The sequence below is a fragment of the Curtobacterium sp. MCJR17_055 genome (assembly GCF_003224335.1).
Taxonomy (GTDB): Bacteria; Actinomycetota; Actinomycetes; order Actinomycetales; family Microbacteriaceae; genus Curtobacterium.
Genome location: NZ_QKLF01000004.1, coordinates 130,169 through 154,500, shown reverse-complemented (window position 1 = coordinate 154,500; position 24,332 = coordinate 130,169). Strand labels below are relative to the sequence as shown.

At 73.2% G+C, this 24,332-nt stretch carries 27 protein-coding genes; 16 read left to right on the top strand and 11 right to left on the bottom strand.

What is annotated here, in order from left to right; translation table 11 throughout:
• Window positions 1-5: 5 nt before the first annotated feature.
• A complete protein-coding gene (locus DEJ16_RS10485) occupies window positions 6-701 on the bottom strand; it encodes an NUDIX domain-containing protein (RefSeq protein WP_110824686.1) in 696 nt (231 codons plus the stop codon).
• Window positions 702-831: 130 nt separating this feature from the next.
• On the opposite strand from DEJ16_RS10485, the gene DEJ16_RS10480 reads away from it, so the two are divergent.
• From DEJ16_RS10480 to DEJ16_RS10470, 3 genes are all read left to right on the top strand, one after another.
• Window positions 832-1,116 (top strand): acylphosphatase, encoded by a 285-nt coding sequence (locus DEJ16_RS10480; protein WP_110824687.1) that lies wholly within the window; start codon window positions 832-834, stop codon window positions 1,114-1,116.
• A gap of 123 nt (window positions 1,117-1,239) precedes the next feature.
• The gene (locus DEJ16_RS10475; RefSeq protein WP_110824688.1) at window positions 1,240-2,718 is read left to right on the top strand and encodes a DHA2 family efflux MFS transporter permease subunit; all 1,479 of its coding nucleotides are present in this window, start codon (window positions 1,240-1,242) and stop codon (window positions 2,716-2,718) included.
• A gap of 121 nt (window positions 2,719-2,839) precedes the next feature.
• Window positions 2,840-4,087: a D-arabinono-1,4-lactone oxidase gene (locus tag DEJ16_RS10470; protein ID WP_110824689.1), complete on the top strand. Its 1,248-nt coding sequence runs from the start codon at window positions 2,840-2,842 to the stop codon at window positions 4,085-4,087.
• Window positions 4,088-4,170: 83 nt separating this feature from the next.
• On the opposite strand, the gene DEJ16_RS10465 is transcribed toward DEJ16_RS10470, so the two are convergent.
• Window positions 4,171-4,668 carry a 2'-5' RNA ligase family protein gene (locus tag DEJ16_RS10465; protein ID WP_110824690.1) on the bottom strand — a complete coding sequence of 166 codons (498 nt, stop codon included), beginning with the start codon at window positions 4,666-4,668 and terminating at the stop codon, window positions 4,171-4,173.
• A 167-nt stretch (window positions 4,669-4,835) separates the two neighbouring features.
• Here DEJ16_RS10465 and DEJ16_RS10460 point away from each other — a divergent pair, with 167 nt between their 5' ends.
• The 3 genes from DEJ16_RS10460 to DEJ16_RS10450 are packed head-to-tail and all read left to right on the top strand — an operon-like array spanning window position 4,836 to window position 7,503.
• Window positions 4,836-5,798, top strand: coding sequence for a MetQ/NlpA family ABC transporter substrate-binding protein (locus DEJ16_RS10460; protein WP_110824691.1), 963 nt, complete (start codon window positions 4,836-4,838; stop codon window positions 5,796-5,798).
• Entirely contained in the window at window positions 5,798-6,835 is a 1,038-nt protein-coding gene (locus DEJ16_RS10455) for a methionine ABC transporter ATP-binding protein (RefSeq protein ID WP_110824692.1), read from the top strand. The genes DEJ16_RS10460 and DEJ16_RS10455 overlap by 1 nt, the downstream gene beginning before the upstream one ends.
• On the top strand, window positions 6,832-7,503 hold the full coding sequence (locus DEJ16_RS10450; protein WP_110824693.1) for a methionine ABC transporter permease: 672 nt from the start codon (window positions 6,832-6,834) through the stop codon (window positions 7,501-7,503). The genes DEJ16_RS10455 and DEJ16_RS10450 overlap by 4 nt, the downstream gene beginning before the upstream one ends.
• A gap of 275 nt (window positions 7,504-7,778) precedes the next feature.
• On the opposite strand, the gene DEJ16_RS10445 is transcribed toward DEJ16_RS10450, so the two are convergent.
• Window positions 7,779-8,555 (bottom strand): endonuclease/exonuclease/phosphatase family protein, encoded by a 777-nt coding sequence (locus DEJ16_RS10445; protein ID WP_110824694.1) that lies wholly within the window; start codon window positions 8,553-8,555, stop codon window positions 7,779-7,781.
• A gap of 185 nt (window positions 8,556-8,740) precedes the next feature.
• Window positions 8,741-10,165 (bottom strand): MFS transporter, encoded by a 1,425-nt coding sequence (locus tag DEJ16_RS10440; protein ID WP_110824695.1) that lies wholly within the window; start codon window positions 10,163-10,165, stop codon window positions 8,741-8,743.
• A 122-nt stretch (window positions 10,166-10,287) separates the two neighbouring features.
• Here DEJ16_RS10440 and DEJ16_RS10435 point away from each other — a divergent pair, with 122 nt between their 5' ends.
• Window positions 10,288-11,529 carry a hypothetical protein gene (locus tag DEJ16_RS10435; protein ID WP_110824696.1) on the top strand — a complete coding sequence of 414 codons (1,242 nt, stop codon included), beginning with the start codon at window positions 10,288-10,290 and terminating at the stop codon, window positions 11,527-11,529.
• A 57-nt stretch (window positions 11,530-11,586) separates the two neighbouring features.
• On the opposite strand, the gene DEJ16_RS10430 is transcribed toward DEJ16_RS10435, so the two are convergent.
• From DEJ16_RS10430 to DEJ16_RS10420, 3 genes are all read right to left on the bottom strand, one after another.
• Window positions 11,587-12,078 (bottom strand): pyridoxamine 5'-phosphate oxidase family protein, encoded by a 492-nt coding sequence (locus DEJ16_RS10430; RefSeq protein WP_110824697.1) that lies wholly within the window; start codon window positions 12,076-12,078, stop codon window positions 11,587-11,589.
• A gap of 171 nt (window positions 12,079-12,249) precedes the next feature.
• Window positions 12,250-12,873 (bottom strand): hypothetical protein, encoded by a 624-nt coding sequence (locus DEJ16_RS10425; protein ID WP_110824698.1) that lies wholly within the window; start codon window positions 12,871-12,873, stop codon window positions 12,250-12,252.
• A gap of 87 nt (window positions 12,874-12,960) precedes the next feature.
• Entirely contained in the window at window positions 12,961-14,070 is a 1,110-nt protein-coding gene (locus DEJ16_RS10420) for an LLM class flavin-dependent oxidoreductase (protein WP_110824699.1), read from the bottom strand.
• A gap of 122 nt (window positions 14,071-14,192) precedes the next feature.
• Here DEJ16_RS10420 and DEJ16_RS10415 point away from each other — a divergent pair, with 122 nt between their 5' ends.
• A complete protein-coding gene (locus tag DEJ16_RS10415; protein WP_110824700.1) occupies window positions 14,193-15,110 on the top strand; it encodes an SDR family oxidoreductase in 918 nt (305 codons plus the stop codon).
• A gap of 95 nt (window positions 15,111-15,205) precedes the next feature.
• On the opposite strand, the gene DEJ16_RS10410 is transcribed toward DEJ16_RS10415, so the two are convergent.
• The gene (locus DEJ16_RS10410) at window positions 15,206-15,994 is read right to left on the bottom strand and encodes an NRDE family protein (protein ID WP_110824701.1); all 789 of its coding nucleotides are present in this window, start codon (window positions 15,992-15,994) and stop codon (window positions 15,206-15,208) included.
• Between the two features lie 134 nt (window positions 15,995-16,128).
• Between DEJ16_RS10410 and DEJ16_RS10405 the strand changes: the two genes are divergently transcribed.
• From DEJ16_RS10405 to DEJ16_RS10375, 7 genes are all read left to right on the top strand, one after another.
• Complete coding sequence (locus DEJ16_RS10405) at window positions 16,129-17,436, top strand: phosphopantothenate--cysteine ligase family flavoprotein (RefSeq protein ID WP_258365923.1); 1,308 nt, start codon at window positions 16,129-16,131, stop codon at window positions 17,434-17,436.
• 97 nt (window positions 17,437-17,533) lie between these two features.
• On the top strand, window positions 17,534-17,935 hold the full coding sequence (locus DEJ16_RS10400) for a hypothetical protein (protein ID WP_110824702.1): 402 nt from the start codon (window positions 17,534-17,536) through the stop codon (window positions 17,933-17,935).
• 62 nt (window positions 17,936-17,997) lie between these two features.
• Entirely contained in the window at window positions 17,998-18,756 is a 759-nt protein-coding gene (locus DEJ16_RS10395) for a YqjF family protein (RefSeq protein WP_181419555.1), read from the top strand.
• A complete protein-coding gene (locus DEJ16_RS10390) occupies window positions 18,753-19,208 on the top strand; it encodes a DUF1810 domain-containing protein (RefSeq protein WP_110824704.1) in 456 nt (151 codons plus the stop codon). The genes DEJ16_RS10395 and DEJ16_RS10390 overlap by 4 nt, the downstream gene beginning before the upstream one ends.
• Window positions 19,209-19,276: 68 nt before the next feature.
• On the top strand, window positions 19,277-19,927 hold the full coding sequence (locus DEJ16_RS10385; protein WP_110824705.1) for a GntR family transcriptional regulator: 651 nt from the start codon (window positions 19,277-19,279) through the stop codon (window positions 19,925-19,927).
• A gap of 187 nt (window positions 19,928-20,114) precedes the next feature.
• Window positions 20,115-20,570 (top strand): MarR family winged helix-turn-helix transcriptional regulator, encoded by a 456-nt coding sequence (locus tag DEJ16_RS10380; protein WP_110890080.1) that lies wholly within the window; start codon window positions 20,115-20,117, stop codon window positions 20,568-20,570.
• A 359-nt stretch (window positions 20,571-20,929) separates the two neighbouring features.
• Window positions 20,930-21,805, top strand: coding sequence for a phospholipase (locus DEJ16_RS10375; RefSeq protein ID WP_258365922.1), 876 nt, complete (start codon window positions 20,930-20,932; stop codon window positions 21,803-21,805).
• A 118-nt stretch (window positions 21,806-21,923) separates the two neighbouring features.
• On the opposite strand, the gene DEJ16_RS15550 is transcribed toward DEJ16_RS10375, so the two are convergent.
• Genes DEJ16_RS15550 through DEJ16_RS10360 form a run of 3 tightly spaced genes read right to left on the bottom strand, consistent with a single transcriptional unit; the run spans window position 21,924 to window position 23,532 of the window.
• Window positions 21,924-22,295, bottom strand: a complete 372-nt coding sequence (locus tag DEJ16_RS15550; protein ID WP_146232864.1) for a hypothetical protein — start codon at window positions 22,293-22,295, stop codon at window positions 21,924-21,926.
• On the bottom strand, window positions 22,292-22,969 hold the full coding sequence (locus DEJ16_RS10365) for a hypothetical protein (RefSeq protein ID WP_146232863.1): 678 nt from the start codon (window positions 22,967-22,969) through the stop codon (window positions 22,292-22,294). Before DEJ16_RS10365 ends, DEJ16_RS15550 begins: the two co-directional genes overlap by 4 nt.
• Window positions 22,966-23,532, bottom strand: a complete 567-nt coding sequence (locus DEJ16_RS10360) for an RNA polymerase sigma factor (RefSeq protein ID WP_110824709.1) — start codon at window positions 23,530-23,532, stop codon at window positions 22,966-22,968. The genes DEJ16_RS10365 and DEJ16_RS10360 overlap by 4 nt, the downstream gene beginning before the upstream one ends.
• A 163-nt stretch (window positions 23,533-23,695) precedes the next feature.
• On the opposite strand from DEJ16_RS10360, the gene DEJ16_RS10355 reads away from it, so the two are divergent.
• Window positions 23,696-24,331, top strand: a complete 636-nt coding sequence (locus DEJ16_RS10355) for an MOSC domain-containing protein (RefSeq protein ID WP_110824710.1) — start codon at window positions 23,696-23,698, stop codon at window positions 24,329-24,331.
• Window position 24,332 lies beyond the last annotated feature (1 nt).

Here is a 24,332-nt window from a genome sequence, read left to right as displayed (position 1 = left end):
CCCGTTCAGTGCGCGGTGGTGGGTCGGGTCGTCAGCGGGCCGTTGTCCGCGTACGACAGGTCGGGGTTCGAGCGGTACAGGCGGGCCGGTCGGTGCCGGTCGCCGCTCGTGGTCTCGTCGGTGGGCAGGACCGCGTTGCTCTGCGCGACCTGCCGCCGGAAGTTCGCCGGGTCGAGCGTCCGGCCGAGCACGGCCTCGTAGACACCGCGGAGCTCGGCGAGGGTGAACCGGTCGCCGAGGAACGCCTGCGCGATCCGCGAGTACGACACCTTGTTCCGGAGCCGCCAGAGGGCGTACTCCACGATGCGGTCGTGGTCGAACGCGAGCGGCGGGTGCTCGTCGGCGAGGAACCACCGCACGTTCCAGTCGTCGGGAACGACGTTCGCCTCGTCCGGGTGCACGAGCGCCCAGTAGACGACCGACACCACCCGGCTCGGGGAGCGGCCGACGTCCCCGAACGCGTAGAGCTGCTCGAGGTACCGCGGCTGCACCTTCGTCGTCTCGCGGAGGCGCGCGGCCGCGGAGTCGTCGAGGCCCTCGTCCGCGCCCACCCATCCGCCCGGCAGCGCCCACGAGCCCTCGTGCGGTTCGGTCACGCGGCGGACGAGCGGCATCCAGAGTGCGGGGACGCCGGTGTCGGGATGTGGGCGGAGCGCCACGATGACGGTCGAGACGGCGACGCGGATCCCGGGCTCGGACATCGCGATGCCCCCTCTTGTTCAGGTCCTACTGACCCGATCTGTTCGGGTACTGATGACCGTATCACGAGGGTCACCGCACCGGAACGTAGCCGGAACGTTGGCGAAACACACCCCGCCTAGCATCGGCCGCATGGGCAGCACGACCACGAGGAAGCACGCCGTCGTCAGTGGCACGGTTCAGGGCGTCGGGTTCCGGTGGTGGACCGCGCGGAAGGCCGACGGACTCGAACTCGCCGGGTACGCCCGGAACCTGTTCGACGGCACCGTCGAGGTCGAGGCCGAGGGCCCCGCACCCGCGGTCGACGCGCTGGTCGTCATGCTCCGCTCCGGCCCGCCCTCGGCGAGCGTCACCGACGTGGCCGTGCGGGAGGTCGCGCCGCACGGCGACGAGGACGGCTTCCGCATCCTGCACTGACCGTCCACACGCCGTTCCACCCGACGTTCCCCGGCTCGGGAATGATCGGGACCCGTCAGTGCTTCCAGCCTCGGCACCCGTCCGTCCGGGTGCGCGCCACACCACGATCCTCCAGGAGCCCCCTTGACCCAGGCCGTCGACTCCGCGCCCCGTACCGGGAGCCTCGAAGCCCCCTCCCCCGCCGGCACCCGACTCGTGATCGGGCTGCTGCTCGTCTCCGCGTTCGTCGTCATCCTCAACGAGACGATCATGGGTGTGGCGCTGCCGCGGCTCATGGACGACCTCGACATCAGCGCCGCGACCGGCCAGTGGCTCACCACCGGCTTCCTCCTGACGATGGCCGTGGTCATCCCGGTCACCGGCTACCTGCTGCAGCGGTTCGACACCCGCCCGGTGTTCGTCTGGGCGATGAGCCTGTTCTCGGCCGGCACCCTCGTCGCGGTGCTCGCGCAGGGCTTCACGATGCTGCTCGTCGGGCGCATCGTGCAGGCCAGCGGAACCGCGATCATGATGCCGCTGCTCATGACCACCGTCCTCACCCTCATCGAGCCCGCGCACCGCGGCCGCGTGATGGGCAACATCTCCATCGTCATCTCGGTCGCCCCGGCGATCGGGCCGACGATCTCCGGCCTCATCCTCAACGCCTTCTCGTGGCGCTGGCTGTTCGGCTTCGTGCTCCCGATCGCGCTCGCCGCGCTCGTGCTCGGCATGGTCAAGGTGCGCAACGTCTCGACACCCCGCAAGTCGGCCATCGACGTGGCCTCGGTCATCCTGTCCGCCTTCGCGTTCGGCGGGATCGTCTACGGCCTGTCGAGCATCGGCGAGAGCGGCACCACCGGTCCGGCGCTGCCGATCACCTCGCTCGTCGTCGGGTTCGCAGCCCTCGCGGTGTTCATCGTCCGCCAGACCCGACTGCAGCGTCGCGACGCCGCCCTCCTCGACCTCCGCACCTTCAGCACGAAGGGCTTCACGATCCCGATCGTCGCGATGGCGATCAGCTTCATGGCGATGTTCGGCACGCTCATCCTGCTGCCGATCTACCTGGAGCGCGTGCTCGGTCTCGAGGTCCTCAGCGTCGGCCTGCTGCTGCTCCCGGGTGGGCTGCTCATGGGCCTGCTGTCCCCGATCGTCGGTCGCATCTACGACCGCCACGGACCGCGCGTCCTGCTCGTCCCGGGCTCCGTCATCATCAGCGCCGTGCTCTGGGCGCTCTCGACCGTCACGGCGGACACCAGCGTCTGGTTCGTGCTCGGTGCCCACGTCGTGCTGAGCCTCGGCCTCGCGCTCACCTTCACGCCGCTGTTCACCTCGGCGCTCGGCGGACTCCCGCCGCGGCTGTACTCGCACGGCAGCGCAGTGCTCGGCACCGCCCAGCAGCTCGCGGGCGCCGCGGGCACGGCACTGTTCGTCACGCTCCTCACGATCGGGGCCACCAGCGCGGCCACGAGCGGTGACGCCGCGGACACGGCGACGGCCACCGCGTCCGGAGTGCACCTGGCCTTCCTGGTCGGCGCCGTGATCTCCCTGTTCGGGATCGTCGCCTCGTCGATGGTCCGGAAGCCCGTCACCCCCGAGGGCGCCCCGGCACCCGTCATGCACTGACACTCTCCACCGCACACGAGGCGCACCACGCGCCCCGGCACGCACATCGCGCCCCGTCCCGACGGGGCGCGATGTGCGTCCGGGGGCGCGATGCCGGGTCACGCCGTGGCATCGTGGGCGCATGCGGTCGACGACGAGCGAGCTGAACTGGTCCGGCACGGTCACCTACACGGCCGAGCGCGTCGTCCGGCCGACCTCGCTGGACGACGTCGCCGACCTCGTCGCCCGGAGTCCGCGCGTCCACGGACTCGGCACACGGCACTCGTTCAACGACGTCGCGGACACCCCCGGCGTCCTGCTCGACCTCACCGCCGTGCCCACCGACCTCGTCGTCGCCGAGGACCGCCGCACGGCCACCATGGGCGCCGGCACCCGGTACGGCGTCGTCGCACCCGACCTCGACGCCGCCGGCGTCGCCCTGCACAACGAGGGCTCGCTGCCGCACATCTCGCTCGGCGGTGCGGTCGCGACCGGGACGCACGGCTCCGGCACCGCGCTCGGGTCGCTCAGCACCGCGGTCGCCGCGCTCGAGGTCGTCGGACCGGACGGCACCACGAGCACGATCCGCCGCGGTGACCCGGCGATGCAGGGCGCCGCGATCCACCTCGGCCTGCTCGGCATCGTCACGCGGGTCACCGTCGACGTGCAGCCCTCGTACCGGATGCGGCAGGACACGTACGGCCCGATCGCCTGGGACACCTTCACGGCCGGTGCCGCCGAGGTCTTCGCCGCCGGGTACTCGGTCTGCGCGTACACGGTGTTCGGCGACACCGTCTCCGAGGTGCTCGTGAAGTCCCGCGTGCCGGACGGTGCCGACGACGTCGCGGTCCCCGCCGACCTCCTCGGTGCCCCACGTCTGCCGGGTGCCCCGGGCGACGGCCACCACACGGCGCGGGACGGCTCGGTCGGGCCGTGGTGGGACCGCCTGCCGCACTTCCCGATCGACGCCGTGCCCTCCGTCGGGTCCGAGGTGCAGAGCGAACACTTCGTCCCGCTCCGGCACGCCGCCGCCGCGCTCGACGCCCTGCGGGGGCTGGCCCACCGGATCCAGCCGCACCTGCACGTGTCGGAGCTCCGCACCATGGCCGCGGACGACCTCTGGCTCAGCCCGACACAGGGCGAGGACGTGCTCTGCATCGCGTTCACCTGGAAGAAGCACCCCGCGGAGGTCGCCGCCCTGCTGCCCGACCTGGAGGTGCGGCTCGCCCCGTTCGGCGGTCGCCCGCACTGGGGGAAGATGAGCTCCCTCGACGCCACGGCGGTCGCGGCGCTGTACCCACGACTGCCGGACTTCCGCGCCCTGGTCGCGACCCGCGACCCGGACCGGAAGTTCGCGTCCGCGTTCGGCGAGCGGGTGCTCGGGACCTGAGCCGTGCCTCCCGGGAGGCCCGTGGCGCGGCCGGTGCGTCGGCTGCGGCGACCTGACGGAGCGCCTGCGACCGGTCGCCGACGTCAGCCGACGGTGGTGACCGTCTTCGTCTCCCCGTCCCAGTGACGCACCCCGGCGACGCCGAGTTCCTCGGGGAGCGGCACGGCCGCGAGCACCTCGAGCATCCGGGGCAGGTCGACGTCCCGTGGGTGCCGGGCGAGCGTCAGGTGCGGTGCCCACCGGCCGGGCAGCGAGGTGTCGACGCCACCGGGGGCCACGCGGTGCACCGCCTCGTGGAAGGCGGCGAGCGCGCGGTCGACCACGACGCCGACCCCGAGCACGTGCCGACCGGGGCCGGCCGGGAAGAGCAGGAGCCCGGCGGGGCGCACGGTCGACGGCAGCGCCACGTCGAAGCCGGGCGGCACGGGCAGGGTGTCCCCGGCCGCGAGCGTGACGTGCGGCGCGTTCGTCGCCGAGGTGTGGCGGCCCATGCTCGGCAGGTCGGCGTCGACCAGCGCATCCCAGAGGTCGCGCACGGCCCGCTCGGCGGCCGGGTCGAGGACGAGTTCGATGCTGCGCACACTCCGAGCCTGCCCGCCGGGGACGCCGCCCGTAACACGACGGAACGCGAATCGACCGTGTCCGCGTCGCCGTGCACACTCGTGGAGTCCCCGCCGGACGACACCGGACCGAGGACCCGACAGCACCCGTCCCTGCCACCAGGGCGACCCCCTCACGAGGAGCACCCATGACCGCCGCACCCGTCCTGCCCGACCGTCCGAAGCGCAAGCGCCCCATCGGGTGGATCGTCGCGGCCGCAGTCGTCGTCGTCGCGATCGTCGTCGCCCTCGTGGTCGTCGCCGTCCGCGGTGGCGGCTCCGAGCAGGCCGGAGCCGCCGGGTCCGGGTCCGACCGGAAGGCCCAGACCGTCACCATCGGCGTCGCGGACAAGGCGCTGCCCTACTGGAAGACCTACACGGAGCTCGCGAAGGAACGGTTGAACGTCACCGTCGAGCTGACGAACTTCGCCGACTACTCGCTGCCGAACCCCGCGCTCAAGGACGGGCAGGTCGACATCAACCAGTTCCAGCACATCCAGTACCTGGCGAACTACAACGTGACCTCGAAGGACGACCTGCAGCCGATCGGCTCCACCGCCGTCTACCCGCTCCCGCTGTACGCGACGAAGGTCGACGAGCCGTCCGAACTGCCCGAGGGCGCGAAGGTCGCCATCCCGAACGACGCCATCAACGAGGCCCGCGCCCTGCTCGTGCTGCAGGCCGCGAAGCTGCTCGAGTTGCAGGACGGCGGCAGCGCCTTCTCGACCACGGACGACATCGAGTCGGCCAAGGTCGACGTGCAGCCGCTCGACGCCTCGCAGACCGCCAACGCCCTGCAGCAGGGTTCCGTGCAGGCCGCCGTGGTCAACAACAACTTCGCGACCGCCGCCGGGCTCCCCGCGTCGGACAAGGTCTTCACCGACGACCCGACGAGCTCCTCCGCCGCCCCGTACGTGAACGTCTTCGCGGTCCGCAACGAGGACAAGACGAACAAGACGTACCTCGAACTGGCCGAGCTGTTCCAGGACGACGCCGTGCAGAAGGCGTTCAAGCAGGACTACCCGGACGCGGTCTCCCGCGACCAGGACGCCGCCGAGCTGCAGGACGAGCTCGCCACCGTCGAGCAGGACGCGAAGGCGGCAGCGGAGTAGTGGCCGCCCTCGTCGAACTCCGCGGCGTCACCAAGAGCTACCGCCGCGCCGACACCGGAGAGACCGTCACCGCGGTCGAGGGTGTCGACCTCGACGTCCACCAGGGAGAGGTCCTCGGCGTCATCGGCTACTCCGGTGCTGGCAAGTCCACCCTGGTCCGACTCGTCAACGCACTCGAGCTGCCCACCTCGGGCACGGTCACGGTCGCCGGTCAGGAACTCACCGCGATCCCCGAGCGCGACCGGCGCACCGCACGTCGCCGGATCGGGATGGTCTTCCAGCAGTTCAACCTGTTCCGCTCCCGCACGATCGCCGGGAACGTCGCGTACCCGCTCAAGGTCGCCGGCGTCGCCAAGGCCGAACGCGACCGCCGCGTCGCCGAGCTGCTCGACTTCGTCGGTCTGCTCGACCGTGCACACGCCTACCCGGAACAGCTGTCCGGCGGTCAGAAGCAGCGCGTGGGCATCGCCCGTGCCCTCGCCTCGAACCCCGAGCTGCTCCTCGCCGACGAAGCCACGAGCGCCCTCGACCCGGAGACCACGTCCGAGGTGCTCGCGCTCCTCCGCCGCGTGAACCGCGAGCTCGGTGTGACGATCATCGTCATCACGCACGAGATGGACGCCGTCCGCCGGATCGCCGACCGGGTCGCCGTGATGGAGCAGGGCCGGGTCGTCGAGGTCGGGGACGTGTACGACGTGTTCTCCGCCCCGACCACCGGCGCCGCCCAGCGCTTCGTGCGCACCGCACTCCACGACCGCCCGTCCGCCGAGACCGTCACCCGGTTGCGCGAGCGCCACCCGGGACGCCTCGTGTCCGTGCGGATCACCGACGAGACCGGTCTGCAGGCGCGCATCGACCAGGCGTTCCGCGATGCCGGGGTCACCGCGGAGCTCGTGTTCGGCGGGGTCACCGAGATCCGGGAGCGCCGGATCGGGTCGCTCACCTACGAACTGGGCGGGTCCGACACCGCCACCGACCGGGCCGTGGCAGCACTGCGAGCCGGCGGCATCACCGTCGACGAGGAGGCACGCGCATGAACAACTCGTTCCAGAGCGTCATCGACACCTTCGACGTGTTCCTCGCCGCGATCCGCGACACGATCGTCATGTCCCTCGTGTCACTCGTCATCGCCGGGGTCATCGGACTCGCGCTCGGCCTGCTGCTCTACGCCACCAGACCGGGCAACCTGCTCGGCAACCGCGGCGCGTACACGGTCATCAACCTGGTCGTGAACCTGGTGCGACCGATCCCGTTCGTGATCTTCCTGGCCGCGATCGCCCCGCTCTCCCGCGTGGTCGTGCAGACGACGATCGGTGTCCCCGCGGTGACGTTCGCGATCTCGCTCGCGGCGGCGTTCGCGGTGTCGCGCATCGTCGAGCAGAACCTGCTGGCGGTCGACCCCGGCGTCGTCGAGGCGGCACGGGCCTCCGGGGCGCACCCGGTGTCGATCCTGCTGACGGTGCTCATCCCCGAGGGCCTCGGGCCGCTCATCCTCGGCTACACGTTCATCTACATCGGCATCGTCGACATGACCGCGCAGGGTGCGCTCGTCGGTGGCGGTGGCCTCGGTGAGTACGCGATCACGTACGGGTCGCAGCGGTACGACTGGTGGGTCGTCTACGTGTCCGTGGCGGCGATCGTCGTGATCGTCCAGCTCGGCCAGTTCGTCGGCAACCGGTTGGCGCGGGCGACGCTCCGCCGCTGAGCCGACCCGCCGGCCCGCCAGGTTCCGCGATTCCGGCATCTCGCGCGCCGAGATGCCGGGATCCCGGAACCTCGGCGGCACGCGCGCGGCATGTCGTGCGACCCCGGCGGACGCTGACGCGGCCTGGAGGCCCTGCCTCCGCCACGGGACCGCCGTCGGCCCGCCAGATGGACCGGGTGGGGTCGCACGATGTGCCGCCGACCGGCAGGGGCAGCGGCAGGTCGTGCGACCCCGCGCAAGGTGCGCGGCGCGTCGTTCGGCTACGCGGCGGGCGGCTACGCGGCGGGCGCGTCCTCCGCGGCCGGGGCCTCCACCGCGGCGGGCTCCTCGTAGTCCGCGCGGACCAGGATCGGCCGGTGGTCGGAGATGCCCGCGGGCAGGGTCTCGACCCCGGCGATGTGCAGGCCGACACTCGTGGCGAAGTCGAAGTGGCCGGTGAACTTGCGGTAGCGCAGGTACGTCGGCTGGTCGGACAGGGACAGCGCGAAGCCGGACTCCTCGATCTTCCGACGCAGGTTCGTCTGGAACCACGGGTAGTTGAAGTCGCCGACCATGATCGCCGGGGCCTCGCTCGACAGGTCGCGGACGAAGTCGTGCGCGGCCTCGATCTGCTTGCGGCGCAACGAGTTCGTCGCCGTCAGGGGCGAGGCGTGGAAGGACGCGACGATGACCTCGGTGTCGGCTTCCCGGTCGTACAGGTGCATGGCGATGAGGCGCTCGTGCGCGGGTGACAGCACCCGGTCGTGCAGGGACTTCTGCAGCGAGTGGATGCCGAGGTCGCGGACGTCGAACCGGTCGTCGCGCTTGTAGATGGCGAGGCCGAGCCGGTTCGCCTGGGTGGACGCGGCGAGGGTCAGGCCGCCGACGGACGTGGCGAGGTCGGTGCTGTCGCACTCCTGCACGCAGAGCACGTCGGCCTGGGAGGACTCGGCGAGAGCCGCGAGCTCGCTGTTCGCGGTGTGCTCACGGAGGTTGTAGCTCACGACGCGCAGGGCGGTCTGCCGGACCTCGGTGGTCGAGTCTGTCGTTGCCTGTTCCTGTGGCGCCGCCATGCTGCCTTCCGTTCCGGGCCCGATCGGCCCTCTCTCCTGCGGCGGTCACGGTACTCGGACACCGCAGCAGGTTGCTGAGACTGTAGCGCGGTGCGGATCGCGGACACGTGACGTGGCGGTGGACGATCGGTGACGACCCGACCGCGTGCCGGTCGACCCCGCCGCTGGCGCCCCGCACCGCCCCGTCAGCGCCCCGCCGGCTCCCGTACGCGGCGGGTCGGACGGACGGTCTCCCCCGCGGTCCGGCTCATGAGCAGCCCCTCGACGCAGGCGACGAGCAGCAGGACCGTGATCACGCCGAAGGCGACCTCGTACGGCGCCGTACCGGCGAGCCCCTCCCCGCCGACGCCCGACGCGGCCCGGAGCACGACGGCGACGACGGCGACCCCGAACCCGGCCGCGGTCTGCTGCAGCGTCGAGGACAGCGTGTTCGCGGCGGTCATGTCCGGCTGCTCCACGTCCGCGAACGCGATCGTGTTGTACGCGGTGAAGCCCACCGACCGTGCGGCACCGCTGACGACGAGGAGGACCGCGAGCAGCCAGAACGGCGTCTCCGGTGTGAGGAACACCATCGCCAGGACGGACAGCGCCGCGAGGGCGGAGGACACGACGATGACCGGACGGTACCCCCACCAGCGCAGGAACGGCGTGGTCGCGGGCTTGATGCCGAGGTTGCCGACGAAGACCCAGAGGACGGCGGACCCGGCCTCGAGTGCGGTCCACCCCCAGGCGTCCTGGAAGAGCAGCGGCAGCACGAACGGCACCGCGGACACCGCCAGGCGGAACAGGCTGCCGCCTGCGTGTGAGACACGGAAGGTCTCGAGCCGGAACGCGTCGAGCCCCATGATCGGGTGCGGTGCCCGGCGGAAGTGCCGGATCGCGAGCCAGGTGCATCCCGCACCGACGACGCCGGCGACGACGGCCGGCACGACGGGCACGGTCTCGAGGGCGAGCAACGACGCCATGACGACGAGCGCGCCGAGCCCGAGGCAGGCGAGCACCGACCCGCGCCAGTCGAACGGCACCCGCTCCGGCGCACGCTCCTGCGGGACGAGGACGAGCGCCGCGACGACGGCCACCACCCCGAGCGGGATGTTGACGAGGAAGATCCAGTGCCAGGACAGCGTGTCGACGAGCACCCCGCCGAGGAACGGCGCGATGATCGGCGCCGCGAGCGCGGGCCACGTCAGGATCGCGATCGCCGTGACGAGCTGGTCGCGACCGGCGCTGCGGAGCACCACGAGCCTCCCGACCGGCACCATCAGCGCACCGCCGAGGCCCTGCAGGATCCGCCACAGCGTCAGCTCGACGAGTCCGGTCGAGGCGGCGCAGAGCGCCGAGGCGAGCGTGAACAGCGCGATCGCGCCCACGAAGACGGTCCGGGACCCGACGCGGTCGGTGATCCACCCGCTGACCGGGATGAACACGGCCAGGGTGACGAGGTAGGCGGTGATCGCGACACCGACGGCGGCGGAGTCGACGCCGAGGTCGCGCCCCATCGCCGGTGCCGCCGTGGCCAGGATCGTCCCGTCCAGGAGCTCCATGAAGAAGGTGCCCGCCACGAGCACGGCGACCGCCGTGCTGCTCGTCCGTCGTGTCGTCGTCGTCATCGCTCCGGATGCTAGTCGGACCGCTGCGTGATCCGTGACGCGAGGTGTCCCCCTTCCCCAGCGAGCGACGACTACCGTGGAGTTGTGCCGTCTGCCCACCCCGACCTCTGCGGACCGCGCGCATGAGCCGCCTGGACGGGGTCCTCACCGGCTCGGTCGCCGCGGGTCGTCGCCGCGTGGTCGACACGGTCGTCAGCCTGCCGGCGTGGTCGGCGGTCCTGCTGCTCTGGACCGTCGGGCGCCTGGTGTCGACGATGTGGCTGATGGTCGTGTACCCACTCGTCTCGCGCGTGCAGCCGGACAATGCCATCTGGGGCAACGACCACGGGTTCACGGCGTTCCTGACGTCGTGGGACGGGCAGTACTACGAGGCGATCTCGCTGCACGGGTACCCCTCGGTCCTGCCGATCGACGCCACCGGACACGTCGCCCAGAACGCCTGGGCGTTCCTGCCCGCGTTCCCGTTCACCATCCGGCTCCTCACCGTGTCGACCGGTCTGCCGTTCACCATCGGCGCCCCGACCGTCGCGATCGTCGCCGGCCTCGTCGCGACGTTCCTGCTGCACCGCCTCGTCCAGGAGCACGCCGGTGCGACCGCGGCACTGTGGGCGGTCTTCTTCTTCACGTGCGGTCCGCTGTCGTTCCTGCTGCAGGTCGGGTACGCCGAGACCGCCTTCCTGGCGCTGACCTTCGGGGCGCTGCTGGCGATGGAACGACGGCGGTACGGGCTGCTCACCGTCCTCGGGGTCGTCGCCGCGTTCACCCGTCCCGGTGCGCTCGCCATCCCGCTGACGCTCGGTGTGCTCGCGCTCCTCCGGTACTTCGCGGCGCGGCGGACGGGCGCCCGGTCGCTCGACGGGTTCCCGGTCGCGGAGCGGGTCAAGGTCGTCGTCGCCGGGCTCGTCATGGCGGCGGCGGGATCGGCGTGGCCGGTCATCGCGGCCTGGGCGACCGGTCGTCCGGACGCGTACCTCGCGACCGAGATGTCCTGGTGGGTGAACTTCATCGGCCGGGTGCACTTCGTGCCGCTGTCGCCGTGGTTCCTCACCACCGCGAAGTGGCTCGGCGTCGGCGGCGTGCTCCTCGTCGTGCTCCTGCTCGTCCTCTACCCGCTGTGGTTGTCGCGCCGCTCCACCCGGCAGCTCGGGACCACCACGGTGGTGTTCGCCGCGGGGTACGCGCTGTACGTCTTCGCGGTGTCGCTGCCGATGGCGTCCACGCCCCGGCTGCTCATGCCCCTCGCGCCGCTGATGGGGTCGCCGGAGCTGGTTGCGAAGCCGGGACTGCGGTGGACGCTGGTGGCCGGCGCCCTGGTGCTGCAGCCGGTGTTCGTCGCGCTCCTCTGGCTGCTCGGCCCGCCCTGACGGGACCGTCGCCGGCGCCCGGGCTCGTGTCGGACACGACCCGGGCGGCGACGTCCGTCAGACCTCGATCGTGCCGTGACTGCCGACGTCCGGCTGGGACTGGTGCCCGATCGCGGCCTTGAGGGTCTGCACGAGGCCTCCGACCGGACCGGCGTCCTGCGTCCAGTACTCGACCGAGACACCCTGCACCGTGAGCAGCCGGATCGACGGGTCGTCGCGCCCGTCCGGGAACCACGCCTCGGCGAACGGTGACCAGAGTTCGTCGACCACCGCGCGGTCCTCGGTGACGGTGGCCGTACCGGCGATGGAGAGGTACCCGCCCTGCGACTCGATGGCGACGTTGACGTGCGGGTTCCGGGCGATGTCCTCGACCTTCTCGCTGCCGTCCTGCACGAGGAACCGCAGCGTCCCGTGGAAGGACTTGTCCTGCACGGCGAGGGGTCGGGCGTGCAGCTGGCCGTCCGCGCTGACGGTCGTGAGGAGTGCCGTCCGTGCTCCGTGGACGATGTCGGAGATGGCGGCGCGGTGGTCGGTCTGGGTGTCGGTCATGATGCTCCTTTGCGTCGTGCGCCCCGACTGCCGGCACGAGGCCGGCTCCGTGACGCGAACCGTTCCCTCCAGTCTGCCCCGATCGGCTCGGGATGCGCGAGGGACATCTGCCGGGAGGCCCGTCCCACCCCCGCGACGCCGCTCCGGCCGCGTCGGCGCGGACGGCAGCGGTCAGGCGCGCTCGCGGATGGTCGTCTCGACGTCGACCACCTGCGGGATCCGCGGCAGCGACGCGAAGCCGAACCGCACCGGCGGGTCCAGGGGCGCGAGCTCCCCGAGGGGCTCCCCCGCCCAGGTGCCACGGACACCCACCACGTCGTGCGCCCCGGTGACGCCGTAGTACTCGCGGCGGCCGCCCCCCGCGGTGCCGGCGGTGCCCGCTCCGGGAGCGACGAGCTTCGCGACGGGGTCGATCACGGTGAGCCACCGCGGGTCGCGGGCGATGCGCTTCGGGACGATGCGGAGCACCCGACCGAGCGGGGAGATCGTGCCGACGTCGACCGAGGCGACGAGGGGCCCGGCGTCGAGTTCGAGTCCGCGCGCGGTGCGTCGGGCGCTGATGTCCACGACCGACACCGCGTCGAACCGGTAGGTGCCGGAGACGTAGGCGGCGACGATCTCGTCGGGAGCGAGGAGCACGCTCGACCCGTCGGGCAGCTCGACGAACACGTCGGTGAACGCGCCGAACGGGGACGACTCCCACATGCCGACGACGAACCGGACGCCGGAAGTGCTCCCGGCGCCGAGGATCCGTCCGCGGAACCGTCGTTCGGTGGTCTCGTTGCTCGGCGACATGCGGCAGACGGTACGCGGAGCAGCCCGGGAACCGCCGGGCGGACCGCTCAGCCCGTCCGGCGACGGGTCAGCCCGTCCGGTGGTGGATCAGGGGACGGGGACCGGCTCCGCGAGCAGCTCGCGGACGCGCGGCGCGACCCGCGTGCCGTACAGCTCGATCGACCGCATCATGTCCTCGTGCGGCAGGCGACCGGTCGCGTACCGCATGTCGAACCGGGTGACGCCGAGGATGCGCATGTTCCGCGCGATCTTGCGCGCGACGGTCTCCGGCGACCCGACGTACAGCGACCCGCCCGCGGAGAGCCCGGCGCGGTAACCCGCCTGGTCGAGGGGCGGCCAGCCACGCTCACGACCGAGCTGGTCGGTGACGGCCTTGTGGAACGGCCAGTACCGCTCGGCGGCCTCCTCGTCGGTCTCGGCGACGAACCCGGGCGAGTGCATCGCGATCGGCTGCTGCGGGAGCTCGAGCTGGTCGAGCGCCTGGCGGTAGAGCCGGGCGTACGGGGCGAACTGCGCCGGCTGCCCCCCGATGATCGCGAGGAACAGCGGCATGCCGTAGGACGCGGCTCGGATGACCGACTGCGGGGACCCGCCGACGCCGATCCAGGTCGGGATGGGGCCGTGTTCGAGCTTCGGGAAGACGTCCTGCTCGACGAGCGAGGCGCGCTTCGTGCCCTGCCACGTGACGGTGTCGCCGCCACGGAGGGCGCTCCAGAGCTGCAGCTTCTCCTCGAAGAGCACCTCGTAGTCCTGCAGGTCGAAGCCGAACAGCGGGAAGGACTCGGTGAAGGACCCGCGGCCCAGGACGACTTCGGCGCGCCCGTTGGAGATCGCGTCGACGGTGGCGAAGCGCTCGTACACGCGGACCGGGTCGTCGGAGGACAGCACGGTCACGGCGGAACCGAGGTGGATGCGCTCGGTCCGAGCGGCGATCGCTGCGAGGACGACCTCGGGGGCGCTCACGGAGTAGTCGGCGCGGTGGTGCTCGCCGACGCCGATGAAGTCGATGCCCACCTGGTCGGCGAGGACGGCCTCCTCGAGTAGGTTCCGCAGCGTCTGCGCGTGGGTGAGGGGGCTACCGGCAGGACCGTCGGTGACGTCGCCGAACGTGTCGAGGCCGAGCTGCACCGGGCCGACCCGGTCGGGTGCGGGCGGCGGGACGTCCGAGGGTCGGTTCGTGCCGAAGGCGTTGCTCATGGGACCCTCCCGGATCTCGCAGTCGATCAATGCGAACGCATGAAAACTAGCACGATCGCCCGCCGACCGCACCCCCTGCCGCGGGCGAGCCGGGCACAGCGCCGCTGTGTACGGTCCACCCCATGGTGCAGTCCTCGACCCTCCCCGACCAGACCGGCCGACGCATCGTCGTCACCGGGTCCAACAGCGGCACCGGCAAGGAGGCCGCCCGCCGGCTCGCCGGGGCCGGCGCGAGCATCGTGCTCGCGGTCCGCACCCCGTCGAAGGGCGAGGACGCCGCCGCGGAGATCCGTCGTGAGCACCCGGACGCCGACCTCGAGGTCCGGGAGCTCGACCTCGCCGACCTGTCGAGCGTGCACCGCTTCGCCGACGGCGTCATCGCCGACGACCGACCGCTCGACGTCCTCGTCAACAACGCCGGCGTGATGGCCCCGCGGGAGCGCTTCGAGACCGTCGACGGGTTCGAGCTGCAGTTCGAAACCAACTTCCTCGGCCCCTTCGCCCTGACGAACCTGCTCCTGCCGACGCTCCTCCGCGCCGAGGCGCCCCGCGTGACGACCATGTCGAGCATCGCCGCGGTGCCGGGGAAGATCCACTTCGACGACCTGCAGTGGCAGCGCAGCTACCAGCCGTGGCTCGCCTACGCGCAGTCGAAGCTCGCCGACCTGCTCCTCGGGCTGCACCTGCACCAGGTCGCGATCACGCGGGAGTGGGGCCTCAGCTCGACGCTCGCGCACCCCGGCTTCACGCGGACGAACCTGCAGGCGGCGGGCCGCTCCCTGGGCCGCGACCGCCCCGTCCACGCGAGCGACCGGGCGTTCCCCTGGACGCAGGGCGTCGAGCAGGGGTCTGAGCCGCTCCTCTACGCCGCCGTGGGACCGGGTGCGGTGTCCGGCGCCTACTATGGACCGGCCGGGCCGCTCGGCCTCACCGGGCCGACGACGCTCGCGCCGATCCCGCGCTCGGCACGGGGCGTCGACCTCGCCCGCTCGCTCTGGGCGGTCGCCGAGGACCTCACCGGGACCCGCCTGCCGGACTGACGCCGGTCCGCGGGACCCGGGACGGGCCTCCCGGCGGACACCGCACCAGTCGCCCCCGCCGGGAGGCCCGTCCTGAGCCCTCGGAGGACGGTCGCCTACGCGTGGTCGTGCGTCAGCGGCCCGTGCAGGACCCCCGGCTGTGCGAGCCGGGTGTGACGCAGCACCGTCCGCTCCGGTCCGACCGCCGCGGCGACGATCGACAGGGTCGCGAAGTGCCCCTCGGGTTCGACCGTGTCCCGCAGGATCGCGTCCGGGTCGTCGGCGGGCAGGACGGTCGAGCCGTCGAGCACGTCGAACCACGGACCCCAGCCGTCCTCGTCGGCAGCCGGCCCCGTGCGGCCCACCTCGTCGGAGGGGTCCCGAGCGGGCGGGCCCGTCGGCGCCGGCGCGGCGCGGAACGCGTCGAGCCACCGGCCGATCCGGGGCGCCGCCGGGTCGTCCGGCTCGCCGTGCGTGACCATGTGCACGCCGGGCCCGAGCACGGTCGTGCGGACGGCCGACCCGTCCCAGGTGACGACCTCGGCCCCGTCGGCCGTCGCGCGCACGAGGTTGAAGGCCCGGCTCGTCGGCGCGGTGCCGGCCGCGCCCGGCAGGACGCCGTCGACCACGGCGTCGAGCGGCAGCGTGCCACGGGTCGTCCAGGACCCGTCGACTCCCGGGGTGTCCTCCCACCGGTTGAGCACGACCGCGAGCCCGGCACGGTCCGACGCGGCCAGCCACGCACCCCCGGCCTGCTGGTCGCGGACGCCCCGGACCCCGGGATCGCGGTCCGGCCACCACGCCGCCGGCGGGTCCCACGGCCGGTCCGGCGACTCGTCCCGCAGCGCGAGCATGGTCACGGGCCAGGCCGCGGCGGGATCGACACGGACGACGACGGTGCACATGACGGTGATCCTGCCACCCGGCGTCGGCGTTCCCCGCCACCGCCGGCGCTCTCCGTGGTCGCTGCTCGCACGTTCCCCCGCCGGTCGCCCGTGCGACGGCCGCACGCGTCCGCTCGGCGGGTAGCGTGAGCGCCGTGAACGAGGCAGCCCTGCAGACCGTCCGCCCCCGCACCGTCGTCGTCGGGATCACCGGCGGGATCGCCGCCTACAAGGCCGTCGGCGTCGTCCGCGACCTCGTCAAGCGCGGCCACGACGTGCACGTCGTCCCGACCGAGGGCGCGCTGCGGTTCGTCGGGCTGCCGACCCTGGAGGCACTCAGCCGCAACCCCGTCTCCACGAGCGTCTGGGACGACGTCGCCGAGGTGCGGCACGTCGCACTCGGCCGTCGCGCCGACCTCGTCGTGATCGCCCCCGCCACCGCGGACAGCCTCGCGAAGATGGCCGCGGGCCTGGCCGGCGACCTGCTCGGCACGACCCTGCTCGCGACCGAGGCACCCGTCGTCGTCGCCCCCGCGATGCACCCGCAGATGTGGGAGCACCCGGCCACCAGGGCGAACCTCGCGACACTCCGCGCCCGTGGCGTGCACGTCGTCGGTCCCGTCGTCGGCGCCCTGACCGGCGACGACGCCGGTATCGGCCGGATGTCCGAACCGGAGGACATCGTGCGGGCCGCACTCGCCGTGCTCGACGGGGACAGCGGGGACACCCACGGGGGTGCCGACGGAACGGACGCGGTCCCGGGTCGCCACACCGGCGCCCGCGGCGAGCAGGGCGACCTGGCCGGCGTCCGCGTGGTGGTCAGCGCGGGCGGGACCCGCGAACCGCTCGACCCGGTGCGGTTCGTCGGCAACCGGTCGAGCGGCCGGCAGGGCATCGCGCTCGCCGCGGAGGCCGCGCGCCGGGGTGCGGACGTGACCCTCGTCGTCGCGAACACCGACCCCGGGCTCACCGCGGACCTGCCCGTCGAGGTCGTGCGCGTCGGGTCGGCGCAGGAGCTCGCCGCTGCCGTGCACGCCGCCGCGCCCGCAGCCGACGTCGTCGTGATGACCGCGGCGGTCGCCGACTACCGGCCGGCCGAGGTGCTCGAGTCGAAGCTCAAGAAGGAGCAGCAGGGCGACCGGATGACGCTCGAACTCGTGAAGAACCCGGACGTCCTGGCCGAACTCGTCGCCGCACGGCGGGTCGGGCAGGTCATCGTGGGGTTCGCCGCCGAGACCGAACCCGACCGCGAGGCGCGCATCGAGCTCGGGCGCGCGAAGATCGCCCGGAAGCCGGCCGACCTGCTCGTCGTCAACCACGTGGGCTGGTCGCACGGCTTCGAGCGCGAGGAGAACGCGATCGAGGTCCTGGTGCCCGGCGGCGAGGTCGTCCGCGAGACCTCCGGTTCGAAGGCCGACGTCGCCACGGCCGTCCTCGACCTGGTCGCGACCGCGCTGGCCTGACGCCGACGCCGTCCGGGCACACGCGCCCTCCCGACCCGCGATGCCGACCCCGGACCGACCTGGGCGTGCGCCGGGGCACGACGGGCACGATGGAGCGATGCGACGGCGGACCAGACGTGCACGGCGTGCGACGAGGACCGCCGGTGTCCTCGCCCTCATCCTCGGCGGTGCGGGCGTGACGCACTTCCTCCGGCCCCGCGGGTACGACCGCATCGTGCCGGACGCCCTCCCGCCACGGACGACCACCCTCGCGTCCGGCGTCGCCGAGCTCGGCATCGCCGCCGGGCTCCTCGTCCCGGCGACCCGACGCGGTGCCGGCTGGGCCGCTGCCGCGCTCTTCCTCGCCGTCTTCCCCGCGAACCTCAAGATGGCCGGGGACCTGCTCAACAGCCCCCGGTCCAGCCGGACCGCACGCCTGGTCGCCGTCCTCCGCCTGCCCCTGCAGGCCCCGCTCGTCGCGTGGGCCGTGCGGGTGGCCCGACACGCCCCACGCCGATGAGCGAGGCCGCGCCCACGCCGGCGCCGGGACGGGGTGCACCGCGGTCCCGGGCCTCTGTCGCGTTGCTCCACCGACCGGTCACGGTCCACGCCTGGGACGACATCGTGTTCGCGCACTGGCGCTGCGAACCCGAGACGCTCGCACGGCTGGTCCCGCGCGGCACCCGTCCGGACGTCGTCGACGGCAGCGCCTGGGTCGGGCTCGTCGCCTACGTGTTCCGTGAGACGCAGGTCCCACCGCTCCCGCCGTCCACCCGCCTCGGCAGGATGACCGAGGTCACGATCGAGATCCTCACGGTCGACGACGCCGGCCGCCGCGGGATCGCGTACCTGACCGTGGACACGCCGAACGTCCCCGCCATCGTCGCCGCCCACGCGCTGCTCGGCGTGCCGTACACGTTCGCCTGGGCACGCTCCCGTCGCCGCGGCGAGACCGTCGGCCACCGGTCCGTCAGGCACCCCGGGCGCGTGCGGCACCCGATCCGTGCGGTCCGCCTGGCCCGCGCGGCCCGCCGGACGCCAGGCCCGTCCACCGTCCGGCACGCCGCCTCGGTGCGCGCCGTCGCCGGCGAGGTCGACCGCTCACCGTTGGCCGCCGAGCTGACCACCCGTGCCGGCATCCACGCACGGCTGCTCGCGCAGACCCTGTTCTGGCAGCGCCAGCACCCGCCGCTCACCGTGCGGTCCGCCCGACTCGAACGGCTCGAGGGCGACCTGCCCGACGCGGTCGGCCTGCCGGGCCTGTTCGACCGGGCTCCCGACTCCGTGCTCGTCGTCGACGGCACCACCGTCCGCTACGCCTGGGGGGACGTCGTCCGATGAGCACCGTGCACGACGGGTCGGACGGCGACGACCCGTTCGACCTCGACCGCTTCGTGACGGCCCAACACGGCGTGCACGAGACCGCGCTCGCCGAGCTCCGGTCCGGGCGGAAACGGTCGCACTGGATGTGGTTCGTGTTCCCGCAGGTCGCCGGCCTCGGTCGGAGCTCGACCGCCCGCCACTACGCGGTGACCGGCCTGCCGGAAGCCCGGGCGGTCCTCGCACACCCGGTGCTCGGACCGCGACTGCTCGACGCCGCGGCCGCGGCCGTCGACGCGCCGGCGGACTCGGCCGAGGACCTGTTCGGCGGCATCGACTCCGTGAAGGCCCGGTCGTCGATGACCCTGTTCGCCCGTGCCGCCGACGACCCGGCACCGTTCCGGGCCGTCCTGGAGCGGTGGTTCGACGGCCACGAGGACCCCGCGACGCTGCGCCTGCTCGACCTGGGCTGACCACATCCTGCCGGTAGCACATCAGGTACGGTGAGGAGGCCCCCGCCCCCGATCCGGAAGGTCCTCGCATGCCGGTCCCCAGCACCGCCCCGACCGAGCACAAGCTGCTCCGCGACACCGTCCGGCAGAAGATCCACGAGGCGATCATGGACGGGACCCTCGAGCCCGGGGAGCGCCTGAACGACGAGGAGCTCATCGCCTGGCTCGGCGTCTCCCGGACCCCCATCCGCGAGGCCCTCAGCCAGCTCGCCCGGGCAGGGCTCATCGAGATGGCACCGAACCGGTACACGCGCGTGACGACGCCGGACCCGGCGCAGGTCGTCGAGGCCATGCAGACGCTCGGCGTGCTGTTCGGCGGCGTCGTCCGGCTGGCCGTGCCGCGTCTGTCGGTGGCCGCGCGGAAGCGGATCCTGTCGGCGCTCGACACGACCGTCACCGAGCTCGAGGCACACGACGTCCCGGCGGTGAACCGTGGCGCCCTCGGGGTGTTCGCGCTGTACGTCGACGAGTGCGGCAACGCGGACCTGCAGCGTGTCTGCCGCGACACGATGGACGGCCTGGCCTTCCGGCTGCGGTTGCCGGACCTCGACCGGCTCGTCGACTGGGACCGGATGACCGAGGACTTCCGGCGGCTCCGGACGGCCACGGCCGACGGGGACAACGTCGCCGCGGAGCTCGCCACCGAGGCCATCCACCTCCTCCCGGGCGAGAAGCGCTGACCCCGTAGCCGTCCATTCCCTGAACGTCCGCACAGGGTCGGAGTGGGCCGACCGGGAGCAGGGCCTGACCTCGTCACCGGACATGGTCCCGCCGATCCCGGCGGTCACGCTCGTGTCCCCCGATCTGCACCGCCCCGGCGACCGCTACGATCGTGCTCACCACCCGACCGATCCCCGCGGAGCAGCCATGACCGACCTCGACCCGGACCGCACCGAGGTCGCCGCACGACTCGCCGCGGCGGTCGGTCGGATCAACCGGCGGGCGCGCACCGACTCCGCGTCACTCGGCTACGGCATCGTGTCGGCACTCGCCTCCATCGTGCAGCACGGCCCCCTCCGCCCCGGCGACTTGTCGCGGATCGAGGTCGTCACCAAGCCGACGATGACCCGCATCCTGACCGAGCTCGAGCAGCGCGGCTTCATCGAGCGCGACGCCGATCCGCGTGACGGCCGGGCCTTCATGGTGAGCGCGACACCCGCTGGCGTGGACGCCGTCGACGCGGCCCGTTCGGAGCGCACCGGCATCGTCGCCGGCCTCATCGCGGAACTGTCCCCCGACGACGTCGACGCGATCGCCCGCGCCCTCGACGCACTGGAGCGCGTCGCCCAGAGTCCGACCGCCCGGGCGGCCGGGTCTTCCTGACCGCTCGCGCCTCGTTACCGAACCGTTACCGGGCCTCCGGCCGGTCTCCGGTGCGCAGGTGCTGACGACACGTCCAGGATCACGGGTCATCGTGGCGGCTTCGCCCCGCGGGTGACCTGAGCGTCACCGCGCCGCGGCGGAACGGACGGGCCCCACACCACCGTCCGCTCCTCCCCCGGCTCGCGGGTCCACGCGACGACGCGGACGGCAGGGTCTCCCGCCCCTGTCGTCTCCCCGGTGCGCCCGACCGTCCCCGACGCTCGGCCGCACCGGTGTCCGGCGTGCGCCCCACCCGCGCACCCGTCCGGACAGCCGTCCACCGAGGACCCGCACCACGAGCCGGCCGACCCCCGGAAACCATGACGCGAACCACTCCCCGCACCGGTGCCCCGGCACCCGGCACCCGCCGCGCCGCCCTCGACACCCCCTCCCGTCGCATGCGTCGGACCCTGCGCAAGCACGGCGTCCTCCTCGCCGGCGGGGCCGCGGTCGTCGCGATCGCCGGCGGCGCCCTCACCGTGACGCAGCCCGCGCTCGGCGACGCGCTCGGCGTGCCCAGCGCCTCCGCGACCCCCGGCCTGAGCGGCACCGACCTCGGCCGGGCCCAGGCCGCAGCGACGGTCGCGACCGCCCGCACCGTCGTGCAGGACGCCAACGACGAGACCGACACCGCCGAGCTCGAGCAGCACATCGCATCGCTGGCGGACATCCGTTCGCTGTCCGGCTCGGCGCTGACCGAACGCATCGCCGCGACCGTCGACACCACGCAGGAGGTCGCTCAGGCGAGCGCCGACCAGGACGCGCAGGACGCCGCCGACCGGCAGGCGGCAGCGCAGCGGGCTGCCGACCGGGCGGCCGCGGCGGAGGCAGCCGCCGCTCGTGCCGCGGCGGAACGGGCTGCCGCCGAAGCGCAGGCCCGCGCGAACACCCCCGCCGGGGCGAAGACCGTGGCGGCGTCGATGGCGGCGTCCGAGTACAGCTGGGGCGCGGACCAGTTCCAGTGCCTCGACAGCCTGTGGACGAAGGAGTCCGGCTGGGACTACCGGGCCGTCAACCCGGACGGCGGCGCAACCGGCATCCCGCAGGCGCTCCCCGGCTCGAAGATGGCCTCGGTCGCCGCCGACTGGCAGACGAACGCCAGCACCCAGATCACCTGGGGCCTGCGCTACATCGACGCCTCCTACGGCACCCCGTGCAGCGCGTGGTCGCACTCGCAGGCGGTCAACTGGTACTGAGCCGGGCAGCCCGCTGACGCGACCGCCCGACGACCCGGGCCGACCGGGTGGCGAGCGAGCGACGCGACGGGCCGGTGTCGGGCCTCCCGTCCGGCGCAGCCCGGGCCGAGGACGACCGTCAGCCGATGCGCGCGACCCGCACGTCGATGCGGGTCGGTGTCCGGCCCGCGGCGGAAGCGACCGCGAGCGCGGCGTCGTGGACGGCATGTGCGACGACGGGTGCCGGCGCGCTCCCGTCCGTCCCGATCACCAGGTGGAGCACTGGACCGTCGACGCCGACGCGCGCACCGGCCGGGCCCGCACCGGCAGCGCCGGGGGCGAGGCGCCGGACGGCCGCGACGGCGCTGCCGATGGTCGGCCGCGGCCGGTAGAGGTCGGTGACGCCGGGGACGGCGAGCACGGCGGCCTCGACCGCCAGGAGCGTCTCCGCGGTCCAGGGTGTGGCGGTCTCGTCGGTGACGTCGCCGCCGGTGGTGGTCTGGTCGGTCATCGCGAGGTCTCCTCGTCCGTGGTCCGCTCGTCCGTCGTCCGGGGTGTGATGAGGTCACGGACGACGACGTCCACCGCGACCACGGTCAGGTCGGTCTGCGTGGCGAGTGCCTCCTCGACGGCCAGCCGCACGGCGTCCGCGGTCGGGACGAGCCGGTGGCCGGCGACCACGGCGATCTCCACCGAGACCCGCACGGGTGCCGCGAGCGCCGTCACGTCACCGTCGAGCAGACAGCGGGAGACGACCACGCCGGGGACCTCGTCGCCGGCACGACGCACGAGTGACCGGACGGCGCCCTCGGTCAGGACCGGGCGCTCGGTCGGGGCCGCGGCGCGCAGCGGGATGTCCCGTCCGGCGCGGACCTCGAGCGAGATGTTCGCCAGGACGCCGCCGATCCAGGACTCGTCGGCGGGCGGCTCGGCCTCGGCCGCCTGGTCGAGCGACGCGAGCGAGGCGTGTCGCACCCGCAGGATGGCGGCGAGGGCGTTCTGGCACGCGGGGCTGTCGTCGATGGTGGGGTCCGCCGGCTGCATCCCGGCGTCGAGGTAGTCGGAGAGCTCGTCGATCGTGTGCCCGTCCAGGTCCTCGGGCTCGAGGGTCGCGAGGCCGGGCTCGTCCGGCACGGGCGCGCCGTCCGGTCCGGACGCGGCGGTCGGTTCGGGTGCGGCGGTCATCGCCATCCCTCCATGAGTCGGATCATGTTCTTCCGGGCGCGGGACAGGATCCCGCGGACGGTCGACGTCGGCAGGCCGAGCTCCTCGGCGATGTCCTCGTAGCGGTACTCGAGGACCTCCTTCATCACCCAGCACCGGCGTTGGTCGACGGGCAGTGCGCTGAGAGCGCGGTCGACGGCGTCCTCGCGGGAGTGCGCCTCGGCGACCCGCTCGGGGGCCGCGTCGGACGGTGCAGCGACCTCGAGTTCGGTGACGTCGTCGTGGTCCCGGCGCGACCGGATGCGGTCCAGGCACTTCCGGCTGAGGATGCGCATCAGCCAGGCCTTGACCCGCCGGCGGTCCTCGAGCCCATCAAGTCGGTTCCAGGCGGTGATGAAGGTCTCCTGGACCACGTCGTCGAGTTCGTCCGTCGACCCGAGCGTGCGTCGCGCGTAGGCCCGGAGCAGCGGCGTGTGTCGTCGGATGAGGACCTCGAACGCCCGGACGTCACCGTCGGTGGCACGGTCGGCGAGCACCTCGTCGTCGAGGTCGACGAGATCCGTCCGGTGTTGCTGCGGCTGCACGGTTTCCTTCTACTGGGAGCGGTTGCGAACGGCCCGCGTGTCGGCGGACCGGAGCGCTCGGGCACCGATGAGACGCACGCCGGCGCCGGATCGTCACACCGGATCCGGCCGTGCCCGATGCCCACGGGTGCGCGCCCGGGCCGATGTACGGCAGGCTGTCCCCATGTCCGTCGTCACCGCCGTCTGCCGCGTCGACCAGCTGCTCCGGGACTCGGGCACGATCGGTGTCACCGCGATCGACAAGCGACCGGTGCCGGGTCCGGTCCGCGTCCGTCCCCTCGGCCTGCACGCCGACGTGCAGGCGGACCGGAAGCACCACGGCGGTGAGGACCAGGCCGTCTACGTGTACGCCGACGAGGACGCCGCGTACTTCGCCGGACAGCTCGACAGGCCGATCCCGCCCGGGCTCTTCGGCGAGAACCTGCGCACCTCCGGCATCGACGTCACCGGCCTCGTGATCGGCGAGCGGTGGCGGATCGGCGAGGTCCTGGAACTCGAGGCGACGATCCCGCGGACCCCCTGCGGCACCTTCGCCCGGCGGATGGGGATCGACAAGTGGGTGAAGCGCTTCGCGGAGGAGGGCCGCCCCGGTGCGTACTTCCGCGTGAAGCGCTCCGGCCCCGTGGCCGCGGGCGACACCGTGACGGTGCTGGCGCGCCCCGAGCACGGCGTCACGATCGGGCAGATGTTCGCCGGACTCAGCGCGGACCAGGCAGCTGCGGTGCTCGCCTCGGGTGACGGGCTCGCTCCGAAGGTCGTCCGGGAGGCCCAGCTCGCGCTCCGGCGCTCCGCCGTCTGAC

What these genes read in the sequence shown, in the direction of transcription:
- DEJ16_RS10485 (WP_110824686.1), bottom strand. Translation starts at nt 701, where the DNA reads ATGTCCGAGCCCGGGATCCGCGTCGCCGTCTCGACCGTCATCGTGGCG.
- DEJ16_RS10480 (WP_110824687.1), top strand. Translation starts at nt 832, where the DNA reads ATGGGCAGCACGACCACGAGGAAGCACGCCGTCGTCAGTGGCACGGTT.
- DEJ16_RS10470 (WP_110824689.1), top strand. Translation starts at nt 2,840, where the DNA reads ATGCGGTCGACGACGAGCGAGCTGAACTGGTCCGGCACGGTCACCTAC.
- DEJ16_RS10460 (WP_110824691.1), top strand. Translation starts at nt 4,836, where the DNA reads ATGACCGCCGCACCCGTCCTGCCCGACCGTCCGAAGCGCAAGCGCCCC.
- DEJ16_RS10450 (WP_110824693.1), top strand. Translation starts at nt 6,832, where the DNA reads ATGAACAACTCGTTCCAGAGCGTCATCGACACCTTCGACGTGTTCCTC.
- DEJ16_RS10445 (WP_110824694.1), bottom strand. Translation starts at nt 8,555, where the DNA reads ATGGCGGCGCCACAGGAACAGGCAACGACAGACTCGACCACCGAGGTC.
- DEJ16_RS10440 (WP_110824695.1), bottom strand. Translation starts at nt 10,165, where the DNA reads ATGACGACGACGACACGACGGACGAGCAGCACGGCGGTCGCCGTGCTC.
- DEJ16_RS10435 (WP_110824696.1), top strand. Translation starts at nt 10,288, where the DNA reads ATGAGCCGCCTGGACGGGGTCCTCACCGGCTCGGTCGCCGCGGGTCGT.
- DEJ16_RS10430 (WP_110824697.1), bottom strand. Translation starts at nt 12,078, where the DNA reads ATGACCGACACCCAGACCGACCACCGCGCCGCCATCTCCGACATCGTC.
- DEJ16_RS10425 (WP_110824698.1), bottom strand. Translation starts at nt 12,873, where the DNA reads ATGTCGCCGAGCAACGAGACCACCGAACGACGGTTCCGCGGACGGATC.
- DEJ16_RS10420 (WP_110824699.1), bottom strand. Translation starts at nt 14,070, where the DNA reads ATGAGCAACGCCTTCGGCACGAACCGACCCTCGGACGTCCCGCCGCCC.
- DEJ16_RS10415 (WP_110824700.1), top strand. Translation starts at nt 14,193, where the DNA reads ATGGTGCAGTCCTCGACCCTCCCCGACCAGACCGGCCGACGCATCGTC.
- DEJ16_RS10410 (WP_110824701.1), bottom strand. Translation starts at nt 15,994, where the DNA reads ATGTGCACCGTCGTCGTCCGTGTCGATCCCGCCGCGGCCTGGCCCGTG.
- DEJ16_RS10400 (WP_110824702.1), top strand. Translation starts at nt 17,534, where the DNA reads ATGCGACGGCGGACCAGACGTGCACGGCGTGCGACGAGGACCGCCGGT.
- DEJ16_RS10390 (WP_110824704.1), top strand. Translation starts at nt 18,753, where the DNA reads ATGAGCACCGTGCACGACGGGTCGGACGGCGACGACCCGTTCGACCTC.
- DEJ16_RS10385 (WP_110824705.1), top strand. Translation starts at nt 19,277, where the DNA reads ATGCCGGTCCCCAGCACCGCCCCGACCGAGCACAAGCTGCTCCGCGAC.
- DEJ16_RS10380 (WP_110890080.1), top strand. Translation starts at nt 20,115, where the DNA reads ATGACCGACCTCGACCCGGACCGCACCGAGGTCGCCGCACGACTCGCC.
- DEJ16_RS10375 (WP_258365922.1), top strand. Translation starts at nt 20,930, where the DNA reads ATGACGCGAACCACTCCCCGCACCGGTGCCCCGGCACCCGGCACCCGC.
- DEJ16_RS15550 (WP_146232864.1), bottom strand. Translation starts at nt 22,295, where the DNA reads ATGACCGACCAGACCACCACCGGCGGCGACGTCACCGACGAGACCGCC.
- DEJ16_RS10365 (WP_146232863.1), bottom strand. Translation starts at nt 22,969, where the DNA reads ATGACCGCCGCACCCGAACCGACCGCCGCGTCCGGACCGGACGGCGCG.
- DEJ16_RS10355 (WP_110824710.1), top strand. Translation starts at nt 23,696, where the DNA reads ATGTCCGTCGTCACCGCCGTCTGCCGCGTCGACCAGCTGCTCCGGGAC.